This is a genomic window from Nitrosopumilus piranensis, from assembly GCF_000875775.1.
Taxonomy (GTDB): domain Archaea; phylum Thermoproteota; class Nitrososphaeria; order Nitrososphaerales; family Nitrosopumilaceae; genus Nitrosopumilus; species Nitrosopumilus piranensis.
In genome coordinates, this window is sequence record NZ_CP010868.1 from 1560735 (window position 1) to 1580796 (window position 20062).

The window sequence follows — 20062 nt, forward strand, 5'->3', positions numbered from 1 at the left end:
TTTAATATGACAATTGATAAATTATTGTTGTTTGCTAGTCACAGTTTTCATTATTGTGTGAATTAATTTCATAGTTAACTTTATAACTTGTGTGATGTATTTTATAATATGACACAAATAAATGCAAAAATAGATGATGAGATATTACAAGAATTTCGTCATGTCATATATGAAAAATATGGTCTAAAGAAAGGGGATTTTAAAAATGCCTTGGAATCAGCCATGGTTGATTATGTTTTAAAGTATTCCAAAACAGACACTGCCAAAGAACTGGCAAATCGCCTAAAAGACGAGAACAAGTAAAACCAATAGTTTAGAAACGACAGTCGTCAATTCATCTTTATTTCATTCTTTAATTAATTATATTTGGATGTATTTTTATGACTGTCGTAACGATAACTTATGTTAGCAATGGGTTTTCATGTTCTGGAGATGATAAATAGTGGAATCTAGTTTGAATCAAAGCGATACTGACAAAACTAAATCCAAAATTAATCTGAGTAAGGAAGATGCATTAAATACAACCAAAAGATTAAACAAAAACTATCTAGATCTATCCAAACTGGATTATTCAGATTTTGACATTTATTCAGGAATATTAAAAGATGCCAGTTCAGAATCTGGAATAAAATATGAAGTGATTGAACCTACCATGTCAAAGAAGAATATCGCATCATATAATGAATTGAAAAAAATTTTAATGGCAGAGCTTGTAATAGACCTGAACGAATTAAAAAGTAAGCAGGGAGCTGAAAAATTATTAAAACAGCAAATAATTTCGATTGTTAAAAAATACAAATTAAAGATTCCAGCATCAGTCCTCCCAAAAATTCTTTATTATGCGGTAAGGGATTTAATTTACCTAGGGAAGATTGAACCGTTTTTACATGATCATATGATTGAAGAGATCAGTTGTGATGGTTCTAAAATCCCAATATATGTATGGCACAGAGAACACGAATCAATTCCATCAAATGTAATATTTGAAGATGAGAAGGAATTAGAAGATTTTACAAGAAAGCTTGCATATGTTTCTGGAAAAAACATTTCAGTTGCTCAACCCATAGTAGATGCATCACTACCAGATGGAAGCAGAGTTAATCTTACATTTGGACGTGAAATAACAAAAAAAGGTTCCACGTTCACCATTAGAAAGTTTAGATCAGATCCAATTACAATTATAGATTTGATCAAATTCAATACATTGTCTTCAGATATTGCAGCATACCTTTGGTATTTTGTAGAAAAGAAGTTAACGATGATTGTGGCAGGCGGTACTGCAAGCGGTAAAACAACCACCCTGAACACCTTGGCTTCATTTATCACTCCAGGACAAAAGATAATCAGTATAGAAGATACTCAGGAACTTAACCTTACACATACAAACTGGGTACCGTCGGTTTCACGAGAAACTTTTTCTGGTACACAAATTGCTGAAATTTCACAATTTGATTTGTTGCGTGCATCGCTCAGGCAGAGACCAGATATAATTATTGTAGGCGAAACAAGAGGTAAGGAGGCCTATACCCTATTTCAGGCCATGGCAACTGGGCACGGGGGTTTTTCATCAATCCATGCAGACTCTATTCCATCTACAGTTACAAGACTTGTTTCGGAACCCATGAATGTTCCAAAAACGCTCATAGTAAATACGCTTGACGCAATACTATTGCAGCTTAAAATGAAGGTACACGGAAAAACCGTAAGAAGAGTGATACAAGTATCTGAACTTGCAGGACTGGATGAAAAGACTGGCGAAGTTTTGCTAAATGATGTATTTCGTTGGAATCCATCTACGGATCAACATTCATTTACGGGGCGCAGTGTAGCACTTGAAAAAATAGAAAACGAGTTTGGAGAATCTCAAGAGGATATAAAATATGAGCTAAATAAGAGAAAGACAACACTAGACTGGATGGTAAAAAATAACATTGTAAGATACAATGAAGTTTCTTCAAACATAATAGAATTTTACAAGGATCCTGACAAATTTTATGAGCGAAAACGAATCCTGTTGTGATCTACATATGGAAAAATCTACACAACCCAAAAAATTGACAAAATCTAAAGTCATTGAAAAAAAACATAGAAGTACAATATTCACAATAAGTTATGTTTTGCTCAATGAGGTTATTGGAATTCTTTATACTCGTTTTCCCAACTTGAAAAAAACATTGAGACAAACACACATTCCTGTGATGTTTGAAGCCTTTGTTTGCACCATGGTTTTTGTCAGCATTATCGCAACCATTGCAGGAGTAATTACAGGATTGACTATATCTTATCTGCTTCAAAACAACGAGTTTGTTACATCTTATTCTGCTATTCCTATTGCTCTTGGAGCAGTATTTGGTATTGTAGCTTTTGTGATGACATATCAATATCCACAAAATGAGAAGTTGAAACGAAAATCAAAAATTGCCGAAGAAATGGCTTATTTCTCTGGATATATGGGAACCCTTGCTTCTAGCGGTCTTACGCTTGAAGGCATTTTTAGAACCATAGCAATCGAACAAACTAATGAGGAAATTGTCAAAGACGCACAACATCTTACAAGAGATTTAGAATTACTTGGCATGGACATTGAAAATGCACTAAAGGATCTTTCAGATAGATCTCCTTTAGATACATACACTGAATTTCTTGAGGGAATAATATCGAATTTAGAAGTAGGTGGCAATCTTAAAGATTATTTTGTTGCTTCTGGTGAAGTGCAACTAGAACAACGAAAAAACAGGATTAGAGAAGCTAATCAATCATTAGGAATTGTGACAGAAATTTACACAATACTGCTTATTGTATTTCCACTTCTTGGTGCAATCATGTTATCCATTATGGGAATGATGTCGGTGAATCTTTATAATTTCAGCATAATATCTCTAATGAATATTCTTACCTATGTTTTTGTTCCTGCATTTGGAATCATAATGATACTCATGATTGATTCATTAATACCAAAGAGATGATAAATTGAGTTCACAAAAAATAAATTCTAAAAAACCTGAGTACAACTTACCATTCATCAAGACAACCAAGGGAAAGATAACCATACTTTCTGCCAGCACTGGATTTGCAATCATGGTTCTTTTCTTCATGATTTCTAACCAAACACAAGAGATTCTGTATGCAAATGTAGGAGTTGTCTTGGGATTACTAACTGGACTACTTCCATATACCGTCTTGGAGGTAAAAGAGAATTCTGTAAAAAATAAGATTGATGAAAACATTCCATTATTTCTTTTATCATTGGTAAGTGCTGTGGAAAGTGGCTCTAGTCTTTTGTTAGCAATTGAAGAGGCAGCCAACAGAAATTATGGTCCGTTAACACCCCACTTGAAAAACTTTAGAGCTAATATAAGTTGGGGAACCCCACTTGATAAGGCATTTGAAAACTTTTCAAAAAGAATAGGAACTAAGCTTGCTGCACGTGTATCGATTTTACTTGAGACATCCATTAACATGGGTGGTGATGTAATAGAAACGCTAGGTATGATACAACATCATGTTACAAACCTGCAAAATCTTGAAAAAGAAAGGATCAGCACGCTAAAACCATACATCATAACCATATACATGTCATTTGTCACATTTCTTGGATTAACAATTATGTTGATTGTTAGTTTCTTTTCTGAACTGGAAATAGTACAAGAACAGCTAATTTCAGAGAGCACAAAAGGAACTGCACTGCCCTTGGGAATTTTTGAATCCATGATGGGCCTTGAGGTTGAGGTGATCAAATCAATTCTATTCCATATGGCGATCATTGAAGCCGTTTTAGGAGGGATTGTAGGTGGTAAAATTTCCGGAGGCACATATGCATCTGGAGTAAAACATGCAATCATCATGGTGATTTTGACAGTTATTGCTTTTTCAGTTCTGCGCGTAGCAGAAATAATCTAAAAACGTGCTCGATCCCAGATATTTTCATTTCCAAATTTGGGAGGATTCATTTTTAATCTAAAATAGATTATTTTGTATCAGGTGACCGAAGATATGGAACAGAATGTTATATCAATTGAGGATCAAAAAAATTTGCAAGGTGGTTTAAAATTGACTGATATAGAGGACAATGAGAGGAACGTTTCAGAGGATTTTGAAATATCAGTAGGTCAAAAATTAATAGAATATCTCAAATCCACCAACACAACAATCATTTTGCCACAAATTAACTTTGAAGAAAATCGTATAATATTTCCAATCCTTAAGGAAATAGGTGAAGACCCATCAAATATTTCCGTTTTAGATAAACTTACGACTCCTGCAGTTAGTATTCTTCAAAAAGAGACATATGAAGTACTTCCTGTTTGTCCAGAACATCCAGAGAACCTCTTAACTACAACACGAATTTGTTGTTCTGAATGTAGTTCTATCAATGTAAAAAAACTGTATCTTGTCGAACACAAAGTTTGCGGTTTTATTGCAGATACTGAAATCTTTGGTCAAAAAACCATAAAAGAAATAGTAGCATGTCCAAAATGTGAAAAAAACATTACTAATCCAAAAAGAGAATTGAGATCATTAGGGTCTTGGTTTTTGTGTAGTGACTGCGGAGAAAAGTTTGATAACATATCTAACAAGTTATTTTGTCGAAAATTCAATCATGATTTTGACATAAATTCTGCAGAGTATCTTAGTGTGCCATATTATTCAGTGAATAATTCATCATCGGCAGATGTTGATACGATTACGCTACTTACTAAACTTAGTAAAGCCATAGAATCTTTTGGATTTTCCAGTCAAAAATTTGTAAAAGTAATTGGACGAAGTGGAGTACCTCACTCTGTAAGTATTCACGGCAAAAAAGAAGACAAACAAGTATCTGTTTTCTTCCGCTCCTCAGATAAACAATTACCAGATGTGGATGTAAATTCAATTATTGCAGAATGTGCTGACTTGCCAGAATCATTCAATATTTTAATTTGTATTCCAAGTATATCTAGTGAAGCAAAAGCTATGGCAAGATATACAGGCACATCGATAATTACTGGCAAAGAATATGACGAAGTTTTCTCTCAACTAGAAAAACTAGTAGATGAACATATCAATAAATAATAAACTGTAACATCCAAACTAATTGGCAAATACAATGACAAGGAGAGGTATCAGCGAAGTAATCACCAGTATGTTTATGCTAGCCATTGTAGTTGGTGTGGGTTCAGTAATTTTGTTTAGTGGTTATTCAAACATAATGGATTTTACTACAATGGTTTCATTTTTTGTGTCAGACATAGAAGAAACCCATCTTGAAAACTTGACACTTGAGCATATCCGATATTATCCTCTAGGAAATAATGTTACGTTATGGTTAAGAAACACAGGCGATTCTCAAGTTACAATTGATTCCATTGCAATTGTAAAAATTGATACGCAAGATCTTATTTTAGATGATGATGACATGAGTCAGGTCATATTTATTGGAGATATTATCTCAGTTGAAAAGGCTACACCACTCACACAAGGTACAGGTCAATTCAATGATGATTATTACAAAAATAGCAAGTATCGAATCACCATAACTACATCAAAAGGAAATGTGTTTGAAACTATCGCAAAACCATTTAATACTTAGGTTATGGTGGAGTCGAGTTGTTGAACATATTATTCAATAATGGAAGAGATGGGGGATTGATTCACCTTTCACATTGCATGTCATGCAAAAAAAGAGGGGTTTCTGAAATCATAGCAACTCTCATGTTAATGTCTATTTCACTTATAGGTACAGTTTTGGTGCTTAGTTTTTTCCAAAATGCAGATATTGCAAACATTGTGGGGTCTTCTGAAGTGGAGTCTTCTTTAAAGTCCATACAACTTGTCGGTTATGATACAAGAGATTCACTAGGTCTATCCGGAATATCTTCGTTAAGTAACATTCTTGATGCCAAAGGTCTTTGTACTACTTCATGTAGTTCCAATCCAGACTTGATACCGATAAATTCTGGAACAGAGTTTGTTGTACTTGATTTAAGAAATAATGGTGGGGAATCTATTTTTCTTTCATCATTAGTGATTAATGATATCAAACACACTTTTGACAGTGCGACATCAGGAGCTGTTTTGGATGCATCAGTTAATGCAGCTACATGCACATTATCTTGCCCATATCCAAAGGCAGGTAAATTTAGCATTGTTCCCATTTCAGATAACACCCAAAAGTCTACAAATGAGATAGTTGTAGGACAGGAAGTCAGACTAGTAATTAAACTGAGTTCAGATATCAGCTCAGACATAAAATTAACAAAGCCACTTGTAGTCCAAATTGATACCAACAGACTTGATCAAGAAGTGTTTATAGTACCTACAGGGGGGGCTAGCTAAATGAAGATATGTTTTCGTAAACGGCGCAGTATATCTACTGTAGTTGGCACGTTTTTTTTCCTTATATTGTTAATTGCGGCATTTTCAGCACTATTTGCAGCTTTCTCGCTGCAGAAAAATCTAGTGGATACTCATCAAGATGTTGCACAATTAACTCTTCAAAAAATACAAGATGATTTTGATATTGATTTCTGCATAGATGATTTTGACAATCGCCTACATCTAGATGTTACAAATACAGGTGCATCCCCACTTGAATTCAGGTCCATATGGATTGTAAATCAATCAGACACAAACTTTCCTGTAACTTTTTACGAAATTGATTACAAGGATATGCACGCGCCTATAGGTGGAACCATTGACATTTTAGATAACAACAAACTTTTGTTTGCACAGAATTCATATGATCTTAAAATTGTAACCAGTACTGGCAAAATAAAATCATTCTCTCAAAAAGTTGGACCTATAATTGAACCAGGAACATTCAAAGGAATATTTGCGAGTGCAGGAGGACTTACAAATCCACAAGGAATTGTATTTGGACCAGACGGAGGCCTATATGTGGCAAGTAAAAATACGGATAACGTATTGCGATATGATACAATTACGGGGGACTTTGATATTGACATATTCGAGGGATTTATCAGTGGGGATCTTGACAAACCCTCAGCCATTGTAAAAGATTTGACGGGGAATTTTTACATTGCTGGAGAAAATTCTGATGCCATCAGAAAATTTGACATAGCAGGTGATCTTGTAGGGGATTTTGTTGCAGCAGGTAGTGGTGGATTAGATTCTCCAGTTGATATGGTAATAGGTACTGATGGTAATCTATATGTGGCAAGTAGGCTCACAGATGAAATTTTGCGCTACAACGGTATAACTGGAACATTTTTGAGTGCTTTTGTTACCTCCCAAAGTGGCGGACTAACAAATCCTTCAGGTATTGCATTTGGTCCAGATGGCAACCTCTATGTTGCAAGTGACAACAAAGATGCTATATATCGTTACAACGGCATAACTGGTGCGTTTATAGATATTTTTGTAACTGGGGGTAGTGGGGGATTGAATAAACCCAGGGGAATCACATTTGGTCCAGACAGTAATCTCTATGTTACTTCTGAAATAACAGACTCTGTATTGCGTTACAATGGTGTAACTGGTGCATTCATCAATACTTTTGTAACTGACAGTAGTGGGGGATTGAACAGCCCCAGCGATTTAGCGTTTGGTCCAGACAGTAACCTCTATGTTACTTCTGAAATAACAGACTCTGTATTGCGTTACAATGGCATAACTGGTGCGTTTATAGATATTTTTGTAACTGGGGGTAGTGGGGGATTGGATAATCCACATGGATTATTATTTTCATCAGGAAATCTATATGTTGCCAGTCTAAATACTGATGAGGTCATTCAATATGATAGCACCACTGGTCTGCTCGATTTTGTATTTATGAAAGCAGGTCTTGGACTGAATGTTCCAAGCGATGTGACATTTAGTTCTGCAGGAGACATGTACGTAGTTGGTGAAACATCAGAGAATGTTCTCAAGTATACTGGTGGAGAAGTAGCTCTTTCCCCGGCAGCATTTATCAGTGTTTTTGTCAGTACAGACTCTGGTTCTATGAATGATCCTCATTCTATCACATTTGGACCAGATGGAAATCTCTACCTATCTAGCAGACTTACAGATCAAGTTCTCCGCTACAACGGTGTAACTGGTGCGTTTATGGGTATTTTTGTAACGGATGGTAGCGGCGGACTGAACAACCCTACGGGTTTAACATTTGGTCCCGATGATAATCTCTATGTAGCAGGAGAAATCAATGATGCCATATTTAGATACAACGGTTCTACTGGGGCGTTCATAGACGTGTTTGTAACCAGTGGCAGTGGTTCACTGGATAATCCACAAGGAATTGTATTTGGTCCAGACAATAATCTCTATGTAGCAAGCCATAATACAGATAGTATAATGAGATACAACGGTTCTACTGGGGCGTTTATGGAAGAGTTTGTTACTCCAGGTGCAGGGGGATTGAACAACCCAATAGATGTGGCATTTGGCCCCAACGGGCGTTTGTTTGTATCAAATGAGGCTCCAAATAATATTTTACGATTTCAAGGACCTGGAGATTCAGCAGGCGGGTCAGATAATGATTTCAACTGTAAATGGGAGCCATAAATCAAATATTTTGAGCCATCATTACACTCAACAGGTATGTTTTATTTGGCACCAATGCCAACTTAGTCAAAAATTATTTACCGATCATTGTTTATAACCTTCTTTGGTTCTATTGATCCTTAAAGGTGAATGAAAATGGCATCAGTGTTTGGTTCTGAAGGACGAAAAGAAGAATATACCCAAGAGTTTGCAGTAGAGCAAAAGCAGACAATACAAACAGGAATTGCGGGATTTGATGATGCATTAGGACAGGGACTTCCTGTAGGAAACCTATATCTTGTTTCAGGTCAATTGGGAAGTAGTGCAAGTTTATTTGTACAACAGATTCTTTACAATAATATTATTTCAAAACAAAAGGTTGCCTACTATACATCTACGGTTCCTAGTCAGGACATAATTCAGGACATGAAGTTTAGCAATATGGACATACAAAAATTTGTCGATGATGGAACTTGGGTATTTGGACGTGCTGTACCTTCAGACAAAGTAGAGATAGTAAACGCTATGCCAGAAAACCCACTAGAGCAAAAAATCGATCTAGGCGATACTCTTGCAAATTTGATGAATCACCTAAATGAAACTATTTCTGATGGACGAAACACTGTAATTCACTTAGGAGATTTGATCAGATCATATCCCATCTCAGAGATACAAAATACTATCCTTTACATTGAAAGCTTTGCAAGAAAATATGGAGGTGTTCATTTTATTATACTAACAGAAGATGTACATGAAAAAGTTGACATCATGGGAATCAAAGATTCAGCAGACTCTGTCTTTGAATTTACAGCAAACATAAGGGAAGAAACAATTGAGAACATACTTACAATACAAAAAGTACGAGACATGGCTCCAAGAAAGAGAATAATTCGACTTTCACAAAGAAAGAGTGGCTTGTCAACTGAGACGATAAGAAGAATTTCTTAAAGTTTTTTGAGTTTGTGCAACTAACAAGTAATTTCTAAATTTTCAATGTAGTGAACAGTAATTTTTATCACGCTTGAAAGATTTAGATTTCTTCTTCGTATTCCTCATATTCTTCTTCTGGTTGCCTTTTTTTACGCATAATAATAATCGCAATTATTACCACTACCACAATTATGATGGAAACCCCCAACATAAACACCAACGACAAATCTTCTCCCTCCATGGAACCATCGCTGATTGTTGAAAACTCTGCTACATCCTCGTCATCTAAGTAACCGTCCTTTGTAGCTTGAATTGTCAAAGTGCTCTTGGGGGAAGTTCCAGGTGTGAACAAAACAGATACCTTTCCATCCTCATCTGTTCTAACACTGGTGGGAAAAACTGCAGAGCCTTCCTGTGGAATTAATCTAACTCTTGCACTGTCTACTGCATTCAAGTCCTCATCATCTATGTTGATTGTTATTTCTGATGGAAGATTAATCATTAGAGGCTCCAGCGGATAGTCTACAAAGATACTCAGTCTTTTCTCAAATGCATCATCTTCTCCAACAATTATGGCAGTACTTGCGGATTCAAAGACATTTGAATTTATGATAATCTCAGTCTCTCCCATATTTCCAACAACGGTAAACAATGCCTCTACAAATGATTCACCGGCAGTCAGTGTGACTTGGTTTGGAGTTTCTACAATGTTATTGCCAGAAGATTCTACAGAAATTTCAATATTCTCCGAAAGGGTTATTGGATTTCCAAATGAGTCTGTAAGACTAATGACTAAAGGAATTTGTTGTTTATCTGCCGAGATTTTTTCAAAAGGCATCGATATGTTTAGTTTCGAAGATGAAGATATCATATCAAAACTTGACGTACTTTCTAGATTAGAGTCAGATCCTACTCCAATTGGAGTAACAGTAATTTCAGTTTGATTAGATTTTGCTAAATCCTTACTTAACAAAGTTATGTTTGCAAAATTTTTTTGTGGGGCAACTGTTACTATTTCATTTATTGGTAAAAGAATGTATTTTAACCCAGTTTCAGAGTTAGTGGGCCTGTCACGTGGGTCAATAGGCAAAACAAATAGTTCCACCTTTCCAGTTCTATCAAAAACAAGAGTTTGCCCAGTAGGCGAGAATATTTTTGTGTCAATTGGCTCTACGGGATTTACAACCTTTACTGTAGTCGATCCTACTGCAAGCCCCTTTAATGATGTTGATATAGTTACCTCACCTGTTTGCTGTCCTGTGGAAATAACTGCCTTGCCATACGATGAATGTGGTAAAATATAATTATCCACAATTTCTCCAGAATCTTCAATTTTTACAATTTTGGTGTTGCTGCTTGTCACTCTCAAGTTGTCAGAAGAGGTTTCAAGTGCACTTTTCATAATAGAATAGTTAGTGTCTGCTTGAACTGGGAATAAATTATCAGGACCGAGTTGTTCATCATCTTCATCAAGCTCGCTCAAATCATCTATAGTCCTTACAGTTATTTCTTCATCATCTTCATCTTCATCATCATTTAGATCTCTTTGTCCAGGTGGATCGTCATCATCATCTTCAATGGCAGTAATTTGATAGGCCATTATTGATTTTGCTCCTCGTGGTAATTCCGGCGGAATAAAAAGTCTCAATATTTTGTCTTCTGCTTTTGGATCATCAGCGCTTAAGGGTATTACGATATCAAAAATCTGGGAATCAAGACCGTAATCACTTGAGCTTACAGAAATGGTATAATTATGCGGTTTGTTTGGAAAGATGTATTCTGGAGTAAGATGATATCCGAATTCACCTTTCTTGATCATAGGCCTGTTGTTTTTCATTGCCTCATCTATTGCAATTGATAGAGCAGTATTATCTGAAATAATATCTAACGGAACATTTTCAGTGGCAATTGCTGGAAATCCCTCAGAATCTCTCAGAGTTACAAAGATCTCAATATTTCTTTCAGTCTCTTGAGCAATTCTATCTGGGTATACGTATGTCTTTATGGATGATGGGTTAACAGATGAAACCTTAACGTTATTTACGACATCAAATTTTTTGTCTTGTGCACTTGCTCTGATAAATGCAGTTCCAGTTTCTTCTAGTGCAGTGATTGTATTAATTCCATAAACGGTTCCCTTTTCTATGGTAATTTTCTTTTGTTGTAATTTTAATAATTCATTTTCATATTCAAATGAGATGGGTATGTCTTTTGGAACTTCCAGTGGTATTTCATCCTTGGTAAAAAACACAGATAAAGGCATCTCTCCATTTACATGGATTTGATCAGTTGGCAACAATATGTGAAGCTTCGAATCACTTGGAATGTTTCCGACAGTTTCCCCTACTCTAAAATCCTTGCTTACCATCTGATCATTTAATTTGGCTGTAATTTTTGCAATTCCTGTCTTTCCTGTATCAATTTGAAATTTTTGATAACTTGTATTTTCGGATAAAGTTATAGATTCTGGTACAGAGGCAACAAGTGGGTTATCTGATTCAAGATTTATTTTAACTTGATCTGATGGTTTTGCAAGTATTCCATTCTTGTCAATTACTCCCACATATCCTACCACTTGTTGAGTTGTTCCTGATTCTACTGTGGATGGGATCAGTTTTAGTTGTATGCTAAAATCATCAGGAGTTTGTGCAGTAGTGTTATCAATAGTTGCTACTATAAATACAGAAAAAATGATCAATGTTAAACCAAACTGATGACTTTGTAGCAAATGTTATTCGATTAAATTCAGGTCAGTTCGTTTAAAAGGATTTGGAGATATTTTCAGGGATAGTGAGTAAAATGATTTTTACTATTTACTTGTGTTTTGGTAAAGATAGACAGATAGTTATCTTTAAATAGATTTTTAGATATAACAAAACAATGAATCACACTACATCTCGTAGGGCAGTAGCACCGGTTATAGCGACAATACTTTTAGTAGCAATCGCAGTAGTCGGCGGCACACTAGTCTTTACATTCTCTTCAGGTGTCTTTAATGAACAGCAACTAAACACTCCAGCTGCAATAGAATCATTAATCATTACTGGATACGATGCCAGAGATACTGCAGCTAGATTAGCTCACAATGGAACATCTGTATCAGGTGTAACTGGAGTAGCAACACCAGGTGCAGGTCTTCTTGCAGCTAATGATGAAGTTTGGATTTTTGTTCAAAATGCAGGAACAAATCCAATTGACATTGTTACAGTAACCTTTGCAGGAACCACATATCCATTTAGTGCCACAGCCGCATCATCAACATACAATATTGCAGACAATTCAGGACTAACATCTGATCAAGTATTGGAAGCTGGTGAAGAAGCCACCATAATTGTGGATTTGGCAAACCCAATCAAAATTGGCAGAAGCGGCCTAGTGCAGATAAGTACTGGCAGTGGAGAATTCTCAGAAAAAATCCAGATTGGCAGACAGCTTGGTTAAGACACCATCTGCCAATTAACCTTATTTTTGTTAAATTATTTTTTTAAAATAGGAAAACCAAGCATATTTCATTTCTAATCCCAGAAAGATTGAATATTACAATTCTTGTTAACGTAATATCAAAAAAGTTTTTGAAGTGTTGAAAAATTCCATAATTGAAATGAGCTATAAAACAATTACAGTAGAAGAGCCGTTTTACATGGAAGTACAACGTGGCAAGTGAGGATTCAATGAATAATTTCGTGACTGCAAAAAGTGATTAGAGGCATAAAAAAGGAAGATTCAGTATGTTTGATGACCATCAAATTTTTCATAATTATATCATCTTACACATGCTTAGAAGTACTAAAAAATGTGGAAATGATGTTTATAGTAAATAACAAGTTTATGAGACCATACAAAATACGAGTCAAGAAGGAATATAATGGATTTCCAGATCTTTATTCTGCTACTAACAAAACCTATGTCAATCACATCCCAACCTTTGGCAGGTACAAAAGGTAGACTAAACGCCAGGTAAGATGGCATAACTAAACATAGACAGATAGTTATCTTTAAATAGATTTTTAGATATAACAAAACAATGAATCACACTACATCTCGTAGGGCAGTAGCACCGGTTATAGCGACAATACTTTTAGTAGCAATCGCAGTAGTCGGCGGCACACTAGTCTTTACATTCTCTTCAGGTGTCTTTAATGAACAGCAACTAAACACTCCAGCTGCAATAGAATCATTAATCATTACTGGATACGATGCCAGAGATACTGCAGCTAGATTATTTCATAATGGAACATCTATGTCAAGTTTTTCTGGAATAACACCTGGTGCAGGTCTTCTTGCAGTTAATGACATAGTTAATGTACATGTTCAAAATGCAGGAACAAATCCAATTGACATTGTTACAGTAACCTTTGCAGGAACCGAATATACTTTTAGTGGATCCGCAAAAGCTGATAGTGGCGAATATAGCATTGCAGACAATACAGGATATGCCAGTGATCAAGTCTTAGAAGCTGGTGAAGAAGCTACCGTGATATTTAATATGACGGATCAAATCAAAATCGGTAGAAACGGTCTAATGCAGATAAGTACTGGCAACGGAGAAGTCTCAGAAAAAATTCAGATTGGCAGAGAGCTTGGTTAAGACACCATCTGCCAACAACCTTATTTTTGTTGAATTATTTTTGTTGAATTATTTTTGTTGAATTATTTTTGTTGAATTATTTTTTTCAAAATAGCAAAACTAAATATGTTTCATTGCCGATAATAATAATATGGTTGAATATACACTTTACAATTCAATTCTTGTCAATGGTGATATCAAAAAAGTTTTTGAAGTGTTGAAAAATTCCATAATTGAAATGAGCTATAAAACAATTACAGTAGAAGAGCCGTTTTACATGGAAGTACAACGTGGTAAAGGAGGACTACTTACAACTAAGATTAAAGACTCTAAAACCAATCTCAAAATCTCATTAAAAGAGGCACCAAAAGGTGATGTCATCAGTATTCTCTTTGATTACAAATTTAACCTAAAGGGCTTGTTTACAGAAAAAGACAAAGATTTTATCCAAAGTGAGTTAGTCAAAATAAATCATGATCTCTTTGATATTGGTTCTTCAGGCAAACCCAAGTTCTTACGGGATTATAGCAAATTAAATAAATAATTTTTTCCCAGAATACAATACAAACATGTTTGTAGGTAGCAGGGTTTGATTTTTTAGGTAAATTGCATGTTATTTGATATTACTAGCATGTCATCTTTTTGCAATGCCGGCTTTAGTTTTATTCCATTGCTCCCTATCTCAAACTCCCAAATGTCCATGCTGTGATGAGTATTTCGCATCTTTAAAACTGCCAAGCATCTTCTTATTTTCTCTCTAATTTGAGCATACTTCATAATTATTATGCCATCTGCAATAAATTCCTCTACCCCTAATCCCATCTTTTTAGAATTTAGTGGAAGTTCTGAGATTAAAATAACTGTGATATTTTTTGATTTTGTTATGGAATGTATCATTTTTAAAAAGATCCTCATCTCCTGAATATTTTTTAAATCTCCTGCAAGTGTTGATATTGAGTCTATTACCAATAGTGAGGGTTGAACCTTTTCAATTTCTGCTTCTATTTCTGAGATAATTGTAGTGATTCCCTCCTCAAGAATTGGAAAAAATTCAGATATTACTAATTTTTCCTCATCGATAAATTTTGAAAAATTAAATCCAAAGTTATTTGCATTCTTTATTATGTCTTCCTTACTTTCAAAAAAACCACAGTAAAGGCTCTTTGAATTTTCTGAGTTTGAGTTTATCATGTGTGATGAAAACAAAGTCTTTCCAGCACCCGTATTTCCTGCAAGTAAAATCAAACTACCTATTGGAATACCACCATCAACTAATTCATCAAATCCTGGAATTAATGTAGGAATTCTTAATTCCGCCACAGCTAGAACTAGTTACTAGTCCTTTATTAAGAGTGTAGTGCGCATTCAAGTAAAAAAGAAATTGGAATTTTTACTTGTTCAGGTTCTTGAAATTAAATCCATGAACCAAAACTGTTTAGGATTATGTCGCCCAAAAATATCTGAGCAATGAATCCAATTGTTATGAAGACAATAAATGGAATGCCAGTAGATACCCATGTATCTTTCTTGGTGCAATACTCTGTCTTTTCTGCGTGATGAAGTGAAAAGCTAAACATTTTTGCTCCCATGTGTTCATCCTCTATTGAAAAACTAAATTTTGGATTTTTTGCCCTATGACCAAAAAGCATAGCTAGGATCTTTCTGCTTTTTGTTTCATTAAAACCATCAAAAATGTTATGATTCCTTGATAATGCAATTAGGTTTCTTGCTAGGTTTACTACAAAGATGCTTGAGCTAAATAATGCAGCATTTGATAGAACTGTGAAGGGAGTTACTATGTTGTCTGAAAAAATGGAAAAAGGAACTAGTGTTTGCAATACTGCTATTCCAATAAAATCAGCACCTCCCAAAAATCCTATCCTCCACATGGCAAACAATATTGGAACTACGATTAGGGATATACCCACAGCAACCAGATTATTTAGCGGATCATCAATGAACACAAAAACTACAGCAGCAATACCAAAAGGAATCCAAAAAATATCGTGAATCTCTCGTTTCCATAAATCCAACGTTGATGCCAAAACTAGCATAACTAGCGCAACTAAAATCCTGACAATCTCAATTTCAATCGAGGAATACATGTAACATACTGGATAATTTTAGTTAAAAACATATATCTTGATTTCATCTTGAATCCAGTTTTTAGATACTAGTTTCCAGTACATAGAAAAAATCATCACTTTGATATTTTATAAAAAATAATTTTGCGTTAAATCATTGAAATTTTTTATAAATTATTTTGTTCATCAAGTTTTGCATAAAAAATTACAGGTGATATGAGATACGGTGAAAATCAAAAAGAGGATTTAATGAGAATATTCTAGTTAAAAAGTAAAAAGATGTCGTCAATGATAGTATTAATGTATTCTTTGAATAATCTAAATTGTTTTAATATGAAATTACATTTAGAATAGGATTGTTTTTTTCTGTCACATTTAGTTTGGCTTTAACAGTCATACTCCTTGATTTGACATCCATCTTGATATCAAGATCAGAAAAGACAGTACAATAACAATTGATCTTTTTGCTTCTGTGGTTTATAGTGCCTTTTTTTATCAATAGCCCTTCATCCATTAGTTCATTAATTTTTCTGTATCCAGAAGTTTGCGGTAGATGACACTCACTTATTATTTGACTGACAATCTTAGGTTCAAATGCAGATTCCAAAATAGACTTTTTTTCAGGATCTCCAAAGGCATTTAGAATTATACTGCAAACATTTTGATCATTAATTGTAACCCATGATTGGTTGCTATTTGTTTTTTCTTTATCGTGTTGTTTGAGGATCTTTTCTTTTATTCCGTCTGCACCCTTGCCAAAAAACTCTCTAAACACAAAATCGAGTTTTTCATATTCTTCTATTCCTTGACTTAGACTGATCCCGAATTTCTCAAAAAGTCTGTCTTCTACCTTTTTGGTGATTGACTTTCCAAAAATGCTCGAAATTCTTTCCTTAACTGTACCGTCCATTACAGATGTGGTTTCAGACATATTTTTTAAGATAAGTTCATACTATAATAACTGATCATTCTAAAAATCACATAGTAATTTATCAAAAATAGTTAAAACCAGTATAAAATCTATTTTCTAATAAAATTTTTGGGCATATCTATTAATTTTTTGCAATATTAAGCAGATTTTTGCAAGATTTATAGATCTTGTGCTCAATTAGCCACATAATTGACTTGAAGAAACTGTGTAATTGAAAAACGATATTGTTGAGAGCGGATAGATATCCAATACAAGGACTTGCTCAGGAATTGAGGGTTTTATCTATGGTTTTTATTTTCAGGGGGTTATCAATATCCGCTAAACGATTTTAAGTAGGCTTTCTCGAATTTGTTCGTAATGATTACAGAGCCCCAGCTAGTCGATATGATAAAGGAGGCAAAGGCTGCAACAAAGGCAAAAAAGTTCAAGCAGTCAATAGAGTTGATTGTCAATTTCAAAGACATTGACGTCAAGAAGGGATTTGCACTCAACGAAGTAGTTCAGCTTCCAAAGACTAGTTCACCTGCAACAGTATGTGTTATTGCAACAGGAGACATGGGAACCAAGGCAAAAGCTGCCAAGGCAGACTCTGTTATCGGAAATGAAGAACTAGACAAATTTGGAGCAAACAAAAGAGAGTCTAGAAAATTTATCAACAAATATGATTTCTTTTTGGCAGACACACAAATTATGCCAACAGTTGGTAAGACTTTGGGTCAACTATTAGGTCCTAGAGGAAAAATGCCAACACCAGTTCCATTTAATGCACCTATCGAATCATTTTTGGCAAGATTTAGATCATCAATTAAAGTTAGAACAAGAGCATCACTTTCAGTCTCATGTAAAATCGGAGACGAATCAATGGATGATGCAGACTTGGCAATTAATGCACATGCAGTACTAAGTGCAATTGAAAAGAAACTACCAAACGGTGAGAAGAACATGAAAAGAGTAATGATCAAGACAACAATGGGAAAACCAATCAAACAGATTCAAGAGGTCAAGAAGAAGTATGCATGAAAATAGAACCAGTTATCCTAAAAGAAAAACTCAGATTTATCAGCAATTACAAGAGTTGCCAAAAAAATACAAAGTGATGGCAGTCATCAAGATGAGCAAGGTACGTTCTACCCAAATACTACCTTTAAGAAAAACTCTCAAAGAGGATGTAGAGTTTTTCAGCATCAAAGACAAGGTTGCACAAAAAGCATTAGAGAATTCAGATATTCCAGGAATGAAAGACATGATTGGAGAATTCAAGGGACAAATCATGCTCATGTTTACAAACATGTCACCATTCAAGCTTAACGTACTTTTGGCAAAGAACAAAATCATGATGATGGCAAGAGGCGGAGACATTGCAAGTATCGATATCGTGGTTCCAGCAAAGAACACAGGAATTGCACCAGGACCAATGCTTACAGAATTCAAGGAAGCAGGAATTCCAACAAAGATTGACCAAGGTACAATCTGGATTGCAAAAGACTCTACACCAGTAAAGAAGGGAGAGGCAATCAATGAGAAACTTGCAGCAATTTTAGGTAAATTAGATATCAAACCAGTAGAAGCTGGAATTTCACTATACACCGCACTAGAAGACGGACTCAAGTATTCTGAAGAAGAGATGATAATTGATGTCGAGAAGATAAGAAACGAGTTTGCTCAAGCACACCAAGAAGCAATCTCACTATCTATCGAGGCAGCATATGTCACTCCAGAAAACATCGAACAAATCTTGGCAAAGGCAGCACAATCTGCACGTTCTGTATCTGTTGAATCAGGATACATGACTGATGAGACCAAAGAGCAAATCTTGCAAAAGGCAGATGCCCAAGCAAGAGCAGTTGCTGGACAAGCAAAAGATTACACTCCAGCATAACTGACCAGTTTTTTAGTCATCAAAATTTTCCCAAGTGGCAATTTACAAAAAAGCAGAATCATTTATGAACACAAAAGAATTTTTGAGAACATTGACATCTGAGAGTTTACAAAAATCTGCAATCAGATTCCCATCAGCTGTGTTTCTAGTAGCACTAGTTGGAACAACTCTTGCAATGTGGGGGGCAAGCTGGGATATTACATCTCATCTGCTTAGAGCTCCTGAGACATTCTTTACACCATCACATGGGATTTTGTATCTAGGTGTTGGAATTAGCGTAATTAGCGCAATCATGAGTTCTGTGGCATACCTTAGAAGAAAAGAACTCAGGACAGAGTCATTTGCAGCAGGACTCAAACTCGTAGTAATTGGAGCGCTAATCCAAATTGCTGCAGGACCTGCAGATTTTTACTGGCATGAATTGTTTGGATTAGATGGACTACTTAGTCCAACCCACATCACACTTGCACTTGGAATTCTAACCACACTTGTTGGTTCTGTTATAGGATTCTCAAGGATTAATTTTCACTTGCAAGAAAAGAACTTGTTCTTTAGAGTAATCTTGCCAATAACTTATGGAATATTTTGGTTTAGTATAATGTGGTTAATCTTCTTTTTTGTATTACCAATTTCAGAAGGAGAATCCCATAATTTCAACCCGGATCCTAATGTTGCAATTGTACTAAGTTTTATTTTTATTCCATTTGCATATTCACTAGTATTTTGGACATCATCAAAGACACAAAATAGATTTGGTGCAACTAGTGGTGCAGCATTTGTATTCATTATGATGAACATAACATCAAACATCTTTACATCTGAAGGAATTATGTTTTATCTCCCATTGTTTGCAGTGCCAATGATTAGTGCAATTGCTGCAGATTTTATTTTTAACAAAAAATGGAAGTCAAAAATTATGCAAAGACATTCAACAAAGATTGCAGGTGCAATATTAGGTTCTATGTTTTTTGCATTTAGTTTTCCAATGCTTTCGATGACATTTTTGGAGGTATACTTGTACAATGACACATTCCCATATGACGTACTTCCAACTGCATCAGACATGGTTTTCAACCACTGGATGATGAGCATTCCAGGTGGAATTGTTTCAGGAATTGCAGGGATGATTGTTGCACCAAAGATACTCAGATTCTCAGATTAGGCACAAACTTGATTTTTGATAGATAACT

19 protein-coding genes are annotated in these 20062 nt (G+C 35.1%); 15 read left to right on the forward strand and 4 right to left on the reverse strand.

What is annotated here, in order from left to right:
- Positions 1-108 precede the first annotated feature (108 nt).
- The 9 genes from NPIRD3C_RS09460 to NPIRD3C_RS09500 all read left to right on the forward strand — a co-directional run bounded on the left by NPIRD3C_RS09460 (position 109) and on the right by NPIRD3C_RS09500 (position 9429).
- Positions 109-303: a hypothetical protein gene (locus NPIRD3C_RS09460; protein ID WP_148703906.1), complete on the forward strand. Its 195-nt coding sequence runs from the start codon at positions 109-111 to the stop codon at positions 301-303.
- Between the two features lie 139 nt (positions 304-442).
- Positions 443-2020 carry a type II/IV secretion system ATPase subunit gene (locus NPIRD3C_RS09465; protein ID WP_237087659.1) on the forward strand — a complete coding sequence of 526 codons (1578 nt, stop codon included), beginning with the start codon at positions 443-445 and terminating at the stop codon, positions 2018-2020.
- 7 nt (positions 2021-2027) lie between these two features.
- Positions 2028-2966, forward strand: a complete 939-nt coding sequence (locus NPIRD3C_RS09470; RefSeq protein ID WP_160272924.1) for a type II secretion system F family protein — start codon at positions 2028-2030, stop codon at positions 2964-2966.
- A 4-nt stretch (positions 2967-2970) separates the two neighbouring features.
- Positions 2971-3900: a type II secretion system F family protein gene (locus tag NPIRD3C_RS09475; RefSeq protein WP_148703909.1), complete on the forward strand. Its 930-nt coding sequence runs from the start codon at positions 2971-2973 to the stop codon at positions 3898-3900.
- A gap of 93 nt (positions 3901-3993) precedes the next feature.
- Positions 3994-5052 carry a TackOD1 domain-containing metal-binding protein gene (locus NPIRD3C_RS09480; RefSeq protein ID WP_148703910.1) on the forward strand — a complete coding sequence of 353 codons (1059 nt, stop codon included), beginning with the start codon at positions 3994-3996 and terminating at the stop codon, positions 5050-5052.
- A gap of 22 nt (positions 5053-5074) precedes the next feature.
- Positions 5075-5569: a hypothetical protein gene (locus NPIRD3C_RS09485; RefSeq protein WP_148703911.1), complete on the forward strand. Its 495-nt coding sequence runs from the start codon at positions 5075-5077 to the stop codon at positions 5567-5569.
- 20 nt (positions 5570-5589) lie between these two features.
- Complete coding sequence (locus tag NPIRD3C_RS09490; protein WP_148703912.1) at positions 5590-6315, forward strand: hypothetical protein; 726 nt, start codon at positions 5590-5592, stop codon at positions 6313-6315.
- A 123-nt stretch (positions 6316-6438) separates the two neighbouring features.
- On the forward strand, positions 6439-8502 hold the full coding sequence (locus NPIRD3C_RS09495; RefSeq protein ID WP_148703913.1) for a Vgb family protein: 2064 nt from the start codon (positions 6439-6441) through the stop codon (positions 8500-8502).
- Between the two features lie 135 nt (positions 8503-8637).
- A complete protein-coding gene (locus NPIRD3C_RS09500; RefSeq protein WP_160272927.1) occupies positions 8638-9429 on the forward strand; it encodes an RAD55 family ATPase in 792 nt (263 codons plus the stop codon).
- Between the two features lie 82 nt (positions 9430-9511).
- On the opposite strand, the gene NPIRD3C_RS09505 is transcribed toward NPIRD3C_RS09500, so the two are convergent.
- Positions 9512-12109, reverse strand: a complete 2598-nt coding sequence (locus NPIRD3C_RS09505; protein WP_148703915.1) for a hypothetical protein — start codon at positions 12107-12109, stop codon at positions 9512-9514.
- A 182-nt stretch (positions 12110-12291) separates the two neighbouring features.
- Between NPIRD3C_RS09505 and NPIRD3C_RS09510 the strand changes: the two genes are divergently transcribed.
- The 3 genes from NPIRD3C_RS09510 (at position 12292) to NPIRD3C_RS09520 (ending at position 14522) form a co-directional block, all read left to right on the forward strand.
- On the forward strand, positions 12292-12852 hold the full coding sequence (locus NPIRD3C_RS09510; protein ID WP_148703916.1) for an archaellin/type IV pilin N-terminal domain-containing protein: 561 nt from the start codon (positions 12292-12294) through the stop codon (positions 12850-12852).
- A 583-nt stretch (positions 12853-13435) separates the two neighbouring features.
- Positions 13436-13999 (forward strand): archaellin/type IV pilin N-terminal domain-containing protein, encoded by a 564-nt coding sequence (locus tag NPIRD3C_RS09515; protein ID WP_148703917.1) that lies wholly within the window; start codon positions 13436-13438, stop codon positions 13997-13999.
- Positions 14000-14129: 130 nt separating this feature from the next.
- Positions 14130-14522, forward strand: a complete 393-nt coding sequence (locus tag NPIRD3C_RS09520) for a hypothetical protein (RefSeq protein WP_148703918.1) — start codon at positions 14130-14132, stop codon at positions 14520-14522.
- 53 nt (positions 14523-14575) lie between these two features.
- Here NPIRD3C_RS09520 and NPIRD3C_RS09525 read toward each other — a convergent pair whose 3' ends face one another.
- The 3 genes from NPIRD3C_RS09525 to NPIRD3C_RS09535 form a co-directional block, all read right to left on the reverse strand.
- Entirely contained in the window at positions 14576-15298 is a 723-nt protein-coding gene (locus NPIRD3C_RS09525) for an RAD55 family ATPase (RefSeq protein WP_148703919.1), read from the reverse strand.
- Between the two features lie 92 nt (positions 15299-15390).
- The gene (locus NPIRD3C_RS09530) at positions 15391-16083 is read right to left on the reverse strand and encodes an A24 family peptidase C-terminal domain-containing protein (RefSeq protein WP_237087660.1); all 693 of its coding nucleotides are present in this window, start codon (positions 16081-16083) and stop codon (positions 15391-15393) included.
- 307 nt (positions 16084-16390) lie between these two features.
- Complete coding sequence (locus NPIRD3C_RS09535; protein WP_148703920.1) at positions 16391-16993, reverse strand: hypothetical protein; 603 nt, start codon at positions 16991-16993, stop codon at positions 16391-16393.
- Positions 16994-17350: 357 nt separating this feature from the next.
- Between NPIRD3C_RS09535 and NPIRD3C_RS09540 the strand changes: the two genes are divergently transcribed.
- From NPIRD3C_RS09540 to NPIRD3C_RS09550, 3 genes are all read left to right on the forward strand, one after another.
- Positions 17351-18013: a 50S ribosomal protein L1 gene (locus NPIRD3C_RS09540; protein ID WP_148703921.1), complete on the forward strand. Its 663-nt coding sequence runs from the start codon at positions 17351-17353 to the stop codon at positions 18011-18013.
- Positions 18006-18872: a 50S ribosomal protein L10 gene (locus NPIRD3C_RS09545; RefSeq protein ID WP_148703922.1), complete on the forward strand. Its 867-nt coding sequence runs from the start codon at positions 18006-18008 to the stop codon at positions 18870-18872. The genes NPIRD3C_RS09540 and NPIRD3C_RS09545 overlap by 8 nt, the downstream gene beginning before the upstream one ends.
- Before the next feature lie 64 nt (positions 18873-18936).
- The gene (locus NPIRD3C_RS09550) at positions 18937-20034 is read left to right on the forward strand and encodes a hypothetical protein (protein WP_237087661.1); all 1098 of its coding nucleotides are present in this window, start codon (positions 18937-18939) and stop codon (positions 20032-20034) included.
- Positions 20035-20062: the final 28 nt, after the last annotated feature.